This is a genomic window from Guyparkeria sp. WRN-7 (assembly GCF_001641825.1).
Classification (GTDB): Bacteria; Pseudomonadota; Gammaproteobacteria; order Halothiobacillales; family Halothiobacillaceae; genus Guyparkeria.
Map to the genome: position 1 here is coordinate 456,454 of NZ_LRFH01000014.1, position 12,704 is coordinate 469,157.

A 12,704-nucleotide genomic window follows, 5' to 3' on the forward strand; every position below is an offset into this window, starting at 1 on the left:
AGGCGCTCCCGGCGGGGCCGGGGCGTAAGAAATCGATTAGAGGTGACGCTATCACAAAGCACGACTGGACACAGTGGCTGGCCGAGCGCGACGCCGCCGGCCTTGCCCGCCGCCTGACGGTTGCCGACTCGCCGCAGGGCCCGCGAATGCGTATCGACGGCCAGGATCGGCTCACCTTCTGCAGCAACGACTACCTGGGTCTGGCCGCCGACCCGCGCCTGGCTGAGGCGATGTGCTCGGCAGCGAGTCGCTATGGGGTCGGTGCGGGCGCCGCCCACCTGATCAACGGCCACTTCGCTCCGCACCAGCAACTGGAGGACGAGCTGGCCGACTGGCTCGAGGTGGATGCGGCAAGGCTGTTCTCCACCGGTTACATGGCCAATCTCGGTGTGGTCGGCGCGCTGGTCGGGCGGGGCGATACCGTGATCGCCGACCGACTCAACCATGCTTCGCTGGTCGATGCGGTGCAGCTTTCCGGCGCCCGCCTGTCCCGCTACCGGCACAACGATCTCGACGACCTCGAGGCCCGGCTGGCACGGGCCAAGGGCGAGCGGCTGATCCTCACCGACGGCGTGTTCTCCATGGACGGCGACGCCGCGCCGCTGGCCGATCTGGTCGCGCTGGCCGAGCGGCACGATGCCTGGCTGGTGGTCGACGAGGCGCACGCCTTCGGCGCGTTGGGCGACGAGGGGCGCGGCAGTTTCGCGGCTGCCGGCCTCGTGCCCGGCGAGCGTGTGCTGCGGGTCGGGACGTTGGGCAAGGCCTTCGGCACGGCCGGGGCATTCGTCGCCGGCGCGGCCGAGCCGCTCGAGGTGCTGCTGCAACGGGCGCGGACCTACCTGTTCACCACCGCCCAGCCGCCGGCGGTGGCCGAGGCCTCGCGGGCGGCCCTGTCGATCGTGCGTTCGGAAGGCTGGCGGCGCGAGCGTCTGCAGGCGCTGGTCGCGGCCTTTCGCGAGGCGGCGGGCGCGCTGGAGGGGGTCGAGCTGATGCCCTCGGCCACGCCGATCCAGCCGCTGGTGGTCGGCGAGGCCCATCGGGCTGTTGTCATGGCGAAGCGGCTGGCGGAGCAGGGTCTCCTGGTCCCGGCGATCCGCCCGCCGACCGTGCCCCGCGGCAGCTCGCGGTTGCGGGTGACCTTCAGTGCGGCGCATGAGGACAGTGATTTGCGCCAGCTCCTGTCAGTCCTGCGTGAATGCACTACCATCGACTGACAGCAACAGGAGGCAGGAAGGCGCCCGCCCGGTTAGCTGAGGGCGATGAGCCGGCCATGAGCCGGATATGCGTTCGCACCGAACCTGGCGCGCCTGCCCTTGTCACACCGGGTAATCGACGCTCGGCAGTGCCGAGCGGCCGGCCGGGTCGATAGGCCTGGTCCGGGTCGATTTCCGACCAATTTCTCAAGGAGTGATGACAATGAAACAGTTGAGTCTGATTGCCGTGCTCGCCGGTGCCCTGGTGGCTGCCGGCTGTGCCCAGAACCCCTATACCGGGGAGAACCGCAAGACCGCGACCGGTGCGACCGTCGGCGCCGGTGCCGGGGCGTTGCTCGGCAACGTGATTGCCCCTGACGGCAACCGCACCGGCGGCACCCTGATCGGTGCGGCCGTGGGTGCCACGGTCGGTGGCCTGATCGGTCGTCAGATGGACAAGCAGGAGCGGCAGCTTCGCCAGGAAATGCAGGGCACCGGCGTGGACGTGCAGCGCCAGGGTGACACCATCCGTCTGCAGGCGCCCGAGTCGATCACGTTCCAGACCGACAGCGCCGAGATTCAGCCGCAGTTCCGTCGCACGCTGAACGACATCGCCGCTTCGATCCAGCAGTACCCGAACACCGTGGTGCGCGTCGAGGGCCACACCGACTCCACTGGTTCGGCGAGCTACAACCAGGACCTGTCGGTCAACCGCGCTCAGAGTGTCGCGAGCTACCTGGCGCAGAGCGGGGTAAGCCCGTCGCGCGTCCAGGCCATCGGCTACGGCGAGAGCCGCCCGATCGCGACCAACTCCACGCCGCAAGGGCGTGCCCAGAACCGTCGGGTCGAGATCCTGATCCTGCCGCAGCAGCAGTAAGTTCGATCCGCACGCGAGAAAGGGCCCCGGTAATCCCGGGGCTTTTTTGTGTCCCGGGATTTACGGCAGCCCCGGCGGAGGGGTGAGTTGGTGACCCGGGGAAAGCCCTAAACGATCGCTGCTGCCGGCGGGGAGTTCGAGCACGTAGCGCGCCGCTCGTGCCGACGGGTATTCGCTGCATGGCAGCACCAGGCAAGGCGGGGCCGAGGCAACCAGGTCGACGATGCGCCAGTCCGCGTCGAGGTAGAGGATGTCGAGAGCGAAGTGGACATTGCGCATCCAGAAGGTGCGCGGGGCTTCCTTGGGGTAGAGGAACAGCATCCCGTGTCCGGTGGCGAGTCGTGAGCGGCCCATCAGACCGCGCTGGCGGCTGGTCGGCGTACTGGCGAGCTCGACCACGAATCGCTCGCCGCCGACGGTCATGGCCCGAGTCTGACCGTCGAGTTCGGCGAGAGGGACTGGTCGCGCACTCGAGGCCCACCCGAACCAGGCGGTCAGCAGCATTGCGGCCGACAGCAGGGCGAGGCCGCGAGTGAGGGATGGGTGGCGCGGTGTGATGGACATCGGTGAAGGATACCAAGGCGCATTCTCGGCCTGACGATCACGACGGGCGCTGATAAGATGAGCGCCCGCCATTCACACCCGTTCCAGGCTCCCGGCCCATGACCGATTCCTCCCGTCCCGACGTCGACAAGCGACGCGCCGAGGCGCTCGACTATCACGCCCACCCGCAGCCGGGGAAGATTGCCACGGCGATCACCAAGCCGACCGAGACCGCACGCGACCTGGCGCTCGCCTATTCGCCGGGCGTGGCCGAGCCGGTGCGCGCCATCGCCGCCGATGCGGACGCCGCCTGGCAGTACACCGCCCGCGGCAACCTGGTGGCGGTGATCTCCGACGGCTCGGCGATCCTGGGGCTGGGGGATCTCGGCCCGCTGGCCTCCAAGCCGGTGATGGAAGGCAAGGGGGTGCTGTTCAAGCGCTTCGCCGATATCGACGTGGTCGATCTTGAGGTCGAGGCCGAGAACCCGCAGGCCTTCATCGACACCGTGCGTCGGCTCGAGCCCTCCTTCGGCGGCATCAACCTGGAGGACATCAGTGCGCCGCGCTGCTTCGAGATCGAGTCCGCCCTGAGCAAGGCGATGGACATCCCCGTCTTCCACGACGATCAGCACGGCACGGCGATCATCATCGCCGCCGGCCTGAGCAACGCGCTTCGCCTGCAGGGCAAGCGCCTCGAAGAGGCGCGGCTGGTGCTGGTCGGCGCCGGGGCGGCCGGCACGGCGACGCTCAACCTGCTGCTCGACATGGGCCTCAAGCGCGAGAACCTGCTGGTGGTCGACCGGGTCGGCGTGCTGCACGAGGAGCTCGACGATCTGCCCGAGCACCATCGTCGCTTCGCCGCCAAGACCGAGGCGCGCACGCTCGCCGATGCCCTGGTCGGCGCGGATGCGTTCGTCGGCCTGTCGGCGCCGAACCTCCTGAGCGAGGAGATGCTCGCCAGCATGGCGGACAAGCCGGTGGTGTTCGCCCTGGCCAACCCCGACCCGGAAATCCTGCCGGAAGTCGCCCACAAGGTGCGCGATGACCTGATCATGGCGACGGGGCGCAGCGACTACCCCAACCAGGTCAACAACGTGCTGGCCTTCCCGTTCATCTTCCGCGGCGCACTCGACTGCCGGGCGCGGAGCATCACGCCCAACATGAAGATCGCCTGCGTCGAGGCCCTGGCCGCGCTGGCGCGCGAGGACGTGCCGGCCTCGGTGCTGGCCGCCTACGAGCTCGACGAGATGACGTTCGGGCCCGAGTACATCCTGCCCAAGCCGTTCGATCCGCGCCTGATCGAGCGCCTGCCGGTAGCGGTCGCCCGGGCCGCCGAGTCCGACGGCGTTGCCCGCATGACCTACCGGCCGCACCCCATGCCGGAGGCCGAATGAGTCAGGCGCGCGCCTGGCTGATCGATGCCCACGCCCAGATCTGGCGGGCATGGCACGTCTACGACAAGGGCCGCGCCGATAGTGCCGGTCGCCCGGTCAATGCCCTGCTCGGGTTCGCCGACTACCTGCTGGCCCTGCTCGAATCGACCTGGCTGCCCAACCAGCCGGCGCCGATCATCGCCGCCATCTTCGATGCGCCCTGCGGTCGCGGTCATCGTCAGGCGATCTACCCCGACTACAAGGGCCACCGTCCGCCCACCCCCGAGGACCTCCGCGAGCAGTTCCCGCGCTGCCGCGAGCTGGCAGAGGCGGCCGGCTTCGGTGCGCTCGACCATGCCGGCTTCGAGGCAGACGACGTGATCGGCACGCTGGTCGGTCGGCTGCGCAATCGCGAACGCGCGGTGACCATCGTCACCGGCGACAAGGACCTCGCCCAGCTGCTCGGTCCGGACGATCGCTGGTACAACCCGATGCGCGGCTCGGTGATGGCCTACGGCGACGTCGAGCGGCGCTTCGGCGTGCGCCCGGCGCAGATTGCCGACTGGCTGGCGCTGACCGGGGATGTGGCCGACAACATTCCGGGCGTGCCGGGCATCGGTCCGCGCACCGCCGCCCGCCTGCTGCGCAAGCACGGCTGCATCGACGGCATCTACGAGAATCTCTCGGCGGTCTATGGCATGAAGTTCCGTGGCGCACCGCGCGCCCAGCGTCTGCTGCAGGAACACGAGGAACAGGTGCGCCTGTCGCGGCGGCTGACCGAGATCGTCTGTGACCTGCCGCTGGCGCAGACGCCGCAGCCGTGGCAGGGCATCGACCGCGACGCCCTGGTCGCTCTGCTCGACAAGGCTGGCGCCGACCCGGCGCAGATCGAGCGCTGGGAGGCCTGGGATGCGCCATTGGTAAAGACGGCCTGATGCTGATCGCCTTCAACAAGCCGTTCGATTGTCTGAGCCAGTTCACGCCGGAACCCAACAGCCCCGCGGCGACGCTGGCCGACTGGATCGACTGCCCCGGCGTTTATCCTGCCGGTCGCCTTGATCGCGACAGCGAGGGATTGCTCCTGCTGACCGATGACGGACGCCTGCAGAACCGTCTCGCCGACCCGCGTCACAAGCTTGCCAAGACCTATCTTGCTCAGGTCGAGGGCGAGATCGACGAGCAGGCGCTGGCAGCCCTGCGGGCAGGCATCACCCTCAAGGACGGCGCCACGCGGCCGGCCGGCGCCGAACGGGTGGTCGAGCCGGACTGGCTGTGGCCGCGCAATCCGCCGGTGCGCTATCGCAAGAGCGTGCCCACCAGCTGGGTGCAGCTCACCCTGCGCGAGGGGCGTAACCGCCAGGTACGGCGCATGACCGCCCATGTCGGCTTTCCCACCCTGCGCCTGATCCGGGTCGCCATCGGCCCCTATCGCCTCGATGGACTCGCCCCCGGCGAATGGCGTGAACTGGTCGGCTGAGGCCTCATCGGGCCGGGTCGCGTGAGCGGCGCTTTTCCCGACCGCTTCTCTCGGGTAAAACCCGTTTTTCCGCAATGGGTTACCCCGCGAATTCGCCCCGATTCTTCCCCTCGCTTTGCGCCGGAACCGATTATCGGGTAGATTGCGCGCTCCGCTCGGCGCGGCGGGGTGTCGGCAGGTGCTGGTTTGGTGTTACAAAACAGTGACTTGCCGGTTGGTGGGAGAGCAAGAGAACGGGGCGTGCCATGAACATCATGAAGCAGTTTTTGCTGGGTCGTCGGCTGGTGGGCAGCTGGGCGGCGGAACAGGGCGTGACGCTCGATGACGCCGCGGCCGTCCGGCTGGCCGAGACCCTCGCTTCACGCGACTGGAATGCCCCGCGGGCGACGGACGACCTCGATCTGTCGCTGCTTTCCTTCCTGGTGCTGGAGACGGCCCACCGTTACTACGTCCAGGCCGACAAGGCGCTCAAGACCTGCCAGTCCGAGGAGGGCCGGGCGCTCTACCCGGCCTCGATGCTGCCCGAGCGTCTGAACGATCTCGCCGCCACGCTGCGTTTCTACGACGAACTGCCCGACATGGCGGCCTCCCTGCCGGCCAACGGGCTGGCAAGCGTGCAGAGCCTGACCAACACCTTGTTCGCGGTGGTCGGCGCGCAGTTCCCCGCCCACATGGCCGAGGTACACGCGCAGGTGATGCGCGACGAGGTGGCCGCGGCCGTGCGCGCCGGCTATCCGCGTCGTGCGGCCCACGTGCCGGTCTACTCGCCCACGCACCTCGAGTTCGTCGGCGCGGTCGAGAAGACCCGTTGCATCTTCGCCCCGTCGGGCAAGTACTGGGGCGCGCGTGACTACGACGAGGCGCGCGGCTTCGATGCGAACGTGCGTCAGTTCGGCGAGGACCTGTTCCGATTCATGACGGTGGCCCGCAAGGAGAAGTTCAAGGGGCTGGCCCTGCGTCTGCCGGCCGCGTTCAGTGGTTCGATCGAGCAGCTGGCCGAGACCACGGCGCTGCTGCTCGATGGCCTGAACCGCATCGACCCGGCCGGCTCCGATTGCCTCGAGCGGGTCGACGAGAAGGCCGGCTGGAAGTTCGAGTGGGCCGGCGAGACCATGTTCCTCACCGCCTTCGGTGTCTGCTACCCCGAGGATCACCCGCGCAATCCCTACGGTTTCGACTACACCTACTTCTTCTTCCAGCCGGATTTCGTGCTGCGCAACCACCCGGGCCTGATCGACGGCAAGGAAGAGATCTCTCGCCAGCGCATCCTCGCCTCGTTCCGCAAGGACGGCATGGACTACGACAATGCCGGCAAGGAAGCCGAGCACGCCCGCTACATCCGCCCCATGGCCGCGGACGGTGCCGCGATCGCCTGGTGGGACTACCTGCCCGCGCGCCAGATGATCGAGCCGCTGGCCGCCGCGGTCTGAGCCGACGGGTTCGCGCCCTCACTCGGTTCGCGACAGCAGCGCCGCGCGCAACGAGTCCGACAGCGGCGGCTCGGCCAGCCAGATGCCGAAATAGGTACGCGCCAGCTCGGCATCCTCGCTTTCGAAGCGGGCCTCGCCATTGAGGCTCAGGGTCAGCCGGCCGCTTCGCGGCGACCAGTCGAGTCGATAGCGATCTCCGTCGCTGACGTCGATCATCGCCGCCTGGATCGCATCGATCTTCGGTCGGATCACCTCGCGCTCTGCCGGCGGATACTGTTCGTCGAGCGCCTTCCAGGTCGCCTTGCGGATGTCGGCCACCCGGACGTCGCGGTGGTATTCCAGAACCAGACTCATCGGCACCTCGGCCGCGCGAATCGCCTCCGCCGTCGCCCCAGTCGGCGCATACAGGGCCGCATCGTAGACGTCCCAGATCAGGTAGCTGGCCGTGCCTTCGCCCTGCAGGGCAAGCGACGAGTCGCCGACGGTTAGCCGTTCGGTGAAATTCGCCACCGCCACTGGCGCGGTTGCAAGGCCTATCACCGCGATAGCAGCCCGGAGTCGGCTTTTCATGGCTCAGCGTTCCGCATCGGGATCGGTCTTGGTGAAGAACAGGGTCAACTCGCCCACCCGGATGCCGAACTTGGTCACCGTGGCGCGATTGATCATCACGTTCTCGCTCTGACGAATCATCCAGTCGTCGAAGCGCACGTCGACAGTGGAATCGCCGTAGGGCAGGCGCAGGACGTAGTTCCAGTTCAGTGCCTGGCCGACTGCCCGGCCCCTGGCGACGCCGATCACGTCGCCGGCGCGGCCGATGTATTCGCCCTCGCCGGTACGGGTGATGCGCCAGCTGCGCTCGTCGGTCTCGCCGTCGCCATAGACGAAGTCCTCGTCGAGAACGAATTCGTCCCCGTCCCAGTAGCCCTCGATTACCACCCGGAGCCGGCGTTTTATCTCGCCCCCGCGTCCCTGGAATATCCCGTGGGCCCAGGTCGTTCCCTGGAAGTAGCCGGTCAGGTCGAAGGCGGGCTCGGTGCCGCGGAATTGCTCGAGTTTCATGCTGGTGCATCCCGTGAGTAGCAGGGTGGTGGCGATGGCGATCGCCAGCGTGAATCGTCCCAGGGTGAGTCGTCGTGTCATGTCGAGGCCTCCTCGAGTTGCGGTTCGGTATCGCTCAGATGGCGAAAGACCAGCCAGGCGGCGGCCAGCTTGAAGATCACGGGCAGGCTGCCGTAGGTCAGCGCCAGGGCGGTGGTATCGGCGTCACCTGACTCGAAACCGGCCAGGGCCAGCAGGCCGTAGCCGACCCCCACCGCCACGGCCAGCGCGAGCTTGGTGGCCAGCCCCAGCAGGCCGAAGAACAGCCCCGCCCGATCGCCGCCGCCCTCGCGGCTGTCGATGCCGGCGATGTCCGCCTGGATCGAAGCCGGCAGGGCCATGTCCGCGCCGAGGCTCAGCCCGGAGGCCGCGCAGATCAGCGCGAACCAGACGACGTCGCCGCTGCCCAGCAGGGGCGCGAAGGCGAAACTGACGGTGGCCAGCAGGATCGAAAATCCCCAGCTGCGGCGCTTGCCGATCCGCCGGGCGAGGAAGGTCCAGGCCGGCAGTGCGGCGATGCCGGCGCCGAAGTAGAGCAGCAACAGCCCGCCGAGCCAGCCCTCGGCACCCAGGCGATCGGCGACGAACATCAGGAAGAGCGCGGCCGGGATGCCGTTGGCGAGGTTGTTGAGGAAGTAGCCGCCCAGCAGCGTGCGCAGGCGACGGTTGGCGACCAGCAACGGCCAGCCACGCCGCCAGTCGACGATTGCGTGATGCCGCGCCGGTTCGGGGGCACCCCGAGCCATGACGACAAAGGCAACGGGCAGCAGCAGTGCCATCAGCCAGAACACGGCGGCAAGGACCTCGCCGGGTTGTTCCGAACCGATCAGGATCGGCAGGGCGGCGGCGAGCACGGTGCCGACCAGTGCCAGCCCCTCGCGGCTGGCGGCCAGACGGGTGCGCCCGTGGGGACTGGGATCGGCCTCCGCGCCCAGGCTGGTGTAGGGCAGCTGGATCATCGTCCAGCCGAGAAAGGCGGCCAGCCCCCACAGGTACAGGTGCCACAGCCCGACCTCGTCGCCGGGTCGGAGCAGGAACCACAGCGAGACAATCAGCAGCGGAATGCCGCTGCCCATCAGCAGCTTGCGTCGGTGTCGTCCGGGGACGCGATCGGAGAGGTAGCCCACCAACGGATCGGTGACCACGTCCCACAACCGGGTGAGCATGAGGGCCAGGCCGACCGCTGCCAGTCCCAGCCCCAGTTCGTTGGCGTAGAACGGCGGCAGGTAGACGTACAGCGGGATGCCCATCAGGGCCAGCGGCAGGCCCGGGATGCCGTAGGCGAAGACCTGCCACAGCGAGAAGCGGGCGGTGGGCAGGTCGGTCGGCGTCATGGTCGTTCCAGGATCACTTGGGCGACGTCGATCCGCCCGGCTAGAAAGCCGGCCTCGCAGTAGGCAAGGTAATAGCGCCAGGTCTGGCGGAAGGCGTGGTCGAAGCCCATCGCCTCGAGCTCATCCTCGGCCGTGTCGAAACGCTCGCGCCAGCGGGAAAGCGTGCGGGCGTAGTCTTGGCCGAAGCGGTGGGTTTCGCGCACGTGCAGGCCGGCGGCCTTCGCTTCGGCGTGAAAGCGCTCGATCGAGGGCAGCATGCCGCCGGGGAAGATGTAGAGCTGGATGAAGTCGGGCTCGCGACGGTAGGTCTCGAAGGCCGCCTCGTCGATGGTGATCACCTGGATCGCGGCCCGGCCGCCCGGCTTGAGCCGGTCCCGGACGGTCTGGAAGTAGGTCGGCCAGTAGCGTTCGCCGACCGCCTCGAACATCTCGATCGAGACGAGGTGGTCGAACTGCCCCGCCTGGTCGCGATAGTCGGTCAGGTGCAGGCGGGCGCGGTCGGCCAGGCCGGCCCGTGCCAGCCGCTCGTGGCCGTAGGCGAGCTGCTCGGTGGACAGCGTCAGGCCGTCGACCGTCAGGCCGCGGCGGGCGGCACGTTCGGCCAGCCCGCCCCAGCCGCAGCCGACTTCCAGTATCCGGTCCCCTGGGGTGGTCTCGAGGCGGTCGAGCAGACGGTCGTACTTGCGTTGCTGGGCGTCTTCCAGCGGCTCGTCGGGCGAGCCGAAGATGGCGGCGGAATAGGTCATCGACTCGTCCAGCCACAGCCGGTAGAAGTCGTTGCCGAGATCGTAATGCGCGGCGATATTGCGCCGGCTGCCGCGGCGGTGGTTGGCGCGCAGGGCGTGCTGGATGCGATGCCCGAGGCGTGTCCAGAAGCCGGGACGCAGGTCGTCGCCTATTGCCTCGAAGTTACGTGCGCCGATCTCGAGCAGGGCCGTCAGGTCGTCGGTGGTGAAATCGCCGTGGATGAACCCCTCGGCGATACCGATATCCCCCAGCCGGGCGATGCGCGAGAACAGGCGGGCCGGATGGTGCAGGTGCCAGCTTGCCGACAGCTCCGGGTGTTCGACGCCGACGAATTCGGCCGCGCCACCATCGTCGGTGGTCACCTGCACCCGGCCGATGCGGATGTCGGCCAGGAAGTGGTTGACCCAGCGTGCGGCGAGTGCCAGGGGGCGTTCGTTCTGTCGCTGGGCGGCGGGCGCCGCGCCGCTGAGCGTGCCTAGGTTTCGTGTCTGGACGGTGGGCATGAACTGACCTCCGAAGCCGGTGGTGGCGGGCTCTTGTGAAAGCGGCCGCCCTTGAGCCAGATTTTCACGGCCTGCCAGTGGATCAGGCCGATCACCTTCACGGTGAGAAACGGGATGCGCAGCGCCTCCAGCAGCAGGCGACGATCGTCGAGGGGGCGGCGCTGCGCGTTGTGGGTGGCGACCAGCGTCAGGGTCTCTTCGCCATCGGCGTCCACTTCGGTCTCGCGTATCGCCACGCTCAGCCGTCCGTCCGGTCGCGAGAGGCAAAAGTGGTAGCGCATGTTCATGGGCAGGAATGGCGAGACGTGGAATACCTTGTCCGCCTGGGCGCGGAAGGGGCTTTCCAGGGCACGGCCGTAGTCGTGCAGGAAATAGTGGTGATGCCCGCCGAAGGTGTTGCTGACCTCGCAGTCGATCGCGACCAGTTCGCCGTGACGGTCGTGGCAGTACCAGACGGTCAGCGGGTTGAACTGGTAGCCAAGCACGCGCGGATAGGCCGATAGCAGGATGGTTCCGCCCTCGATGTCGACGCCCTGCGCCCGGGCCGTTGCCGTAATCCAGTCGCGCAGCGACATGTCGCGGCGGGGGCCATGGTCACGGTCGTACACCGAGAACAGGTTGAAGCGGTTGTGCGAGAGCAGTCGCTGGCCCGGGAAGCCCGCTTCCAGGTCGTCAAGGTCGACCAGCAGGGAGAACACTCGGTAACGAAAGCGGTAACAGGCTCGAGTGAACCGCTGATGCATTACCCAGCCCTGGTAGAGCGCCGAGTTCATGCGGTCCCCTCGGGGCGATCCCAGGGTATCGGGACGCCCAGCCGGCGTGCCACCGCAACGGCCGAGGCCAGCCCGTCCTCGTGGAAGCCGTAGCCGGTCCATGCCCCGGCGTAGAACGTGCGGCGACGGCCCTGCAGCTCGGGCAGGCGGGCCTGGGCCTCGATGGCGCGGGCGTCGAAGACCGGGTGGTGATAGGTGATCTCCCGCTCGACCAGCGCTTCGCGCGGCGGCTCGAACGGGTTGAGCGTCACCAGCCAGTCGTGGGCGGCATCAATGCGCTGCAGGTGGTTCATCCAGTAGGTGACGGCCACGGCGCGGTCGCCGCCGGCCTCGCGGCGCCCGAGGTAGTTCCAGCTGGACCAGACCTTGCGCCGCCGCGGCATGAGCGTGACGTCACGATGCAGGAAGGCGCGGTTCTCCTGAAAACGGAACGCCCCGAGGATGTCGGATTCGGTCGCGTCCGGTTCATCGAGCGCGGCAAGCGTCTGGTCGGCGTGGCCGGCCATGACTACCGCGTCGAAGCGCTGTCCGGTCTCGGGCAGGTAGACGCCGTGATCGCCGCGCTTGATGCGGGTGATCGGCCGTGAGGCAACCGCCTCGAAGCGCTGATCGGAGAGCATGCGGTCGATGTAGCGTCGCGATCCGCCGACGACCGTCTCCCACTGCGGCCGGTCGTTGACGTTCATCAGGCCATGATTGTCGAAGAACTGCAGGAAGCTGCGTGCCGGGAAATCCCGCATCGTGCGGGTCGGGCAGGACCAGATCGCCGCGGCCATCGGCAGCAGGTAGTCGTCCGCCAGGCGCGGCGAGAAGCGGTGGCGTTCGAGGAAGTCGCCCAGGCTGTGCTCGCCGGCCTCCCCGCGGGCCAGAGCGGCCTTGCCGAGCCGGTTGAAGCGCAGTATCTCGCTCACCATGCGCAGAAATCCGGGGCGGACCAGGTTGCTGCGTTGCGCGAACAGGGTGTCGAGGTTGTCACCGCTGTACTCGAGTCGGCCCGCGTCCATGCTCATGCCGAAGGACATCTCGGTCGCCTGCGTGCGGATGCCCAGCGTCGCGAACAGGCCGAACAGGTGGGGATAGTTCGGCCGATTGCAGACGATGAAGCCGCTATCCACCGGCACGCCGCTGCCGCGGCCGTCGTCCACCAGGTGGGTGTGGGTATGCCCGCCGAAATAGTCGTTCTTCTCGAACAGCGTGACCCGATGACGCTGCCCCAGCAGCCAGGCCGCACTGACGCCGGCGATGCCGGAGCCGATCACGGCAATGGCCAGCGGGCGATCAGTGGGGGACTGGAGCGGGTCGGTCACGGGCACGGGTATCTCCGGGGCGGGCAGTTTTCAACTTGAGTGTATAAAC

Annotated in this window: 13 protein-coding genes; 6 read left to right on the plus strand and 7 right to left on the minus strand. The window is 68.2% G+C overall.

All coding sequences use genetic code 11. The features are described from left to right. Positions 1 to 113: 113 nt before the first annotated feature. Together bioF and AWR35_RS06710 are read left to right on the plus strand one after the other, a co-directional pair. Positions 114 to 1,214 carry an 8-amino-7-oxononanoate synthase gene (gene bioF, locus AWR35_RS10770; protein WP_282096952.1) on the plus strand — a complete coding sequence of 367 codons (1,101 nt, stop codon included), beginning with the start codon at positions 114 to 116 and terminating at the stop codon, positions 1,212 to 1,214. 202 nt (positions 1,215 to 1,416) lie between these two features. Next, positions 1,417 to 2,070, plus strand: coding sequence for an OmpA family protein (locus tag AWR35_RS06710; RefSeq protein ID WP_058575160.1), 654 nt, complete (start codon positions 1,417 to 1,419; stop codon positions 2,068 to 2,070). 60 nt (positions 2,071 to 2,130) lie between these two features. Here the strand turns inward: AWR35_RS06710 and AWR35_RS06715 are convergent, their stop codons facing one another. Next, positions 2,131 to 2,634 carry a DUF192 domain-containing protein gene (locus tag AWR35_RS06715; protein ID WP_197408152.1) on the minus strand — a complete coding sequence of 168 codons (504 nt, stop codon included), beginning with the start codon at positions 2,632 to 2,634 and terminating at the stop codon, positions 2,131 to 2,133. A 98-nt stretch (positions 2,635 to 2,732) separates the two neighbouring features. Between AWR35_RS06715 and AWR35_RS06720 the strand changes: the two genes are divergently transcribed. The 4 genes from AWR35_RS06720 (at position 2,733) to AWR35_RS06735 (ending at position 6,893) form a co-directional block, all read left to right on the plus strand. Next, a complete protein-coding gene (locus tag AWR35_RS06720; protein ID WP_058575161.1) occupies positions 2,733 to 4,007 on the plus strand; it encodes a malic enzyme-like NAD(P)-binding protein in 1,275 nt (424 codons plus the stop codon). Continuing rightward, the gene (locus AWR35_RS06725) at positions 4,004 to 4,921 is read left to right on the plus strand and encodes a 5'-3' exonuclease H3TH domain-containing protein (protein WP_058575162.1); all 918 of its coding nucleotides are present in this window, start codon (positions 4,004 to 4,006) and stop codon (positions 4,919 to 4,921) included. The genes AWR35_RS06720 and AWR35_RS06725 overlap by 4 nt, the downstream gene beginning before the upstream one ends. Then, complete coding sequence (locus tag AWR35_RS06730) at positions 4,921 to 5,463, plus strand: pseudouridine synthase (RefSeq protein WP_058575163.1); 543 nt, start codon at positions 4,921 to 4,923, stop codon at positions 5,461 to 5,463. Before AWR35_RS06725 ends, AWR35_RS06730 begins: the two co-directional genes overlap by 1 nt. A 245-nt stretch (positions 5,464 to 5,708) precedes the next feature. Beyond that, positions 5,709 to 6,893, plus strand: coding sequence for a hypothetical protein (locus AWR35_RS06735; RefSeq protein ID WP_058575164.1), 1,185 nt, complete (start codon positions 5,709 to 5,711; stop codon positions 6,891 to 6,893). An 18-nt stretch (positions 6,894 to 6,911) separates the two neighbouring features. On the opposite strand, the gene AWR35_RS06740 is transcribed toward AWR35_RS06735, so the two are convergent. From AWR35_RS06740 to AWR35_RS06765, 6 genes are read right to left on the minus strand one after another with little or no spacing between them, the layout of a single operon-like run. Then, positions 6,912 to 7,463 (minus strand): chalcone isomerase family protein, encoded by a 552-nt coding sequence (locus AWR35_RS06740; RefSeq protein WP_066185087.1) that lies wholly within the window; start codon positions 7,461 to 7,463, stop codon positions 6,912 to 6,914. Between the two features lie 3 nt (positions 7,464 to 7,466). Further along, positions 7,467 to 8,033: a DUF3833 domain-containing protein gene (locus AWR35_RS06745; protein WP_058575166.1), complete on the minus strand. Its 567-nt coding sequence runs from the start codon at positions 8,031 to 8,033 to the stop codon at positions 7,467 to 7,469. Next, positions 8,030 to 9,325: an MFS transporter gene (locus AWR35_RS06750; protein WP_058575167.1), complete on the minus strand. Its 1,296-nt coding sequence runs from the start codon at positions 9,323 to 9,325 to the stop codon at positions 8,030 to 8,032. The genes AWR35_RS06745 and AWR35_RS06750 overlap by 4 nt, the downstream gene beginning before the upstream one ends. Further along, the gene (locus AWR35_RS06755; RefSeq protein ID WP_058575168.1) at positions 9,322 to 10,575 is read right to left on the minus strand and encodes a cyclopropane-fatty-acyl-phospholipid synthase family protein; all 1,254 of its coding nucleotides are present in this window, start codon (positions 10,573 to 10,575) and stop codon (positions 9,322 to 9,324) included. The genes AWR35_RS06750 and AWR35_RS06755 overlap by 4 nt, the downstream gene beginning before the upstream one ends. Continuing rightward, positions 10,548 to 11,348 carry a DUF1365 domain-containing protein gene (locus tag AWR35_RS06760; RefSeq protein WP_058575169.1) on the minus strand — a complete coding sequence of 267 codons (801 nt, stop codon included), beginning with the start codon at positions 11,346 to 11,348 and terminating at the stop codon, positions 10,548 to 10,550. The genes AWR35_RS06755 and AWR35_RS06760 overlap by 28 nt, the downstream gene beginning before the upstream one ends. Continuing rightward, positions 11,345 to 12,655, minus strand: a complete 1,311-nt coding sequence (locus AWR35_RS06765) for an FAD-dependent oxidoreductase (protein WP_082663985.1) — start codon at positions 12,653 to 12,655, stop codon at positions 11,345 to 11,347. The genes AWR35_RS06760 and AWR35_RS06765 overlap by 4 nt, the downstream gene beginning before the upstream one ends. Positions 12,656 to 12,704 lie beyond the last annotated feature (49 nt).

Excerpts from the sequence above, each read along its gene's own strand:
- AWR35_RS06710 (WP_058575160.1), top strand. The coding sequence starts at position 1,417 with ATGAAACAGTTGAGTCTGATTGCCGTGCTCGCCGGTGCCCTGGTGGCT.
- AWR35_RS06715 (WP_197408152.1), bottom strand. The coding sequence starts at position 2,634 with ATGTCCATCACACCGCGCCACCCATCCCTCACTCGCGGCCTCGCCCTG.
- AWR35_RS06720 (WP_058575161.1), top strand. The coding sequence starts at position 2,733 with ATGACCGATTCCTCCCGTCCCGACGTCGACAAGCGACGCGCCGAGGCG.
- AWR35_RS06725 (WP_058575162.1), top strand. The coding sequence starts at position 4,004 with ATGAGTCAGGCGCGCGCCTGGCTGATCGATGCCCACGCCCAGATCTGG.
- AWR35_RS06730 (WP_058575163.1), top strand. The coding sequence starts at position 4,921 with ATGCTGATCGCCTTCAACAAGCCGTTCGATTGTCTGAGCCAGTTCACG.
- AWR35_RS06735 (WP_058575164.1), top strand. The coding sequence starts at position 5,709 with ATGAACATCATGAAGCAGTTTTTGCTGGGTCGTCGGCTGGTGGGCAGC.
- AWR35_RS06740 (WP_066185087.1), bottom strand. The coding sequence starts at position 7,463 with ATGAAAAGCCGACTCCGGGCTGCTATCGCGGTGATAGGCCTTGCAACC.
- AWR35_RS06745 (WP_058575166.1), bottom strand. The coding sequence starts at position 8,033 with ATGACACGACGACTCACCCTGGGACGATTCACGCTGGCGATCGCCATC.
- AWR35_RS06750 (WP_058575167.1), bottom strand. The coding sequence starts at position 9,325 with ATGACGCCGACCGACCTGCCCACCGCCCGCTTCTCGCTGTGGCAGGTC.
- AWR35_RS06755 (WP_058575168.1), bottom strand. The coding sequence starts at position 10,575 with ATGCCCACCGTCCAGACACGAAACCTAGGCACGCTCAGCGGCGCGGCG.
- AWR35_RS06760 (WP_058575169.1), bottom strand. The coding sequence starts at position 11,348 with ATGAACTCGGCGCTCTACCAGGGCTGGGTAATGCATCAGCGGTTCACT.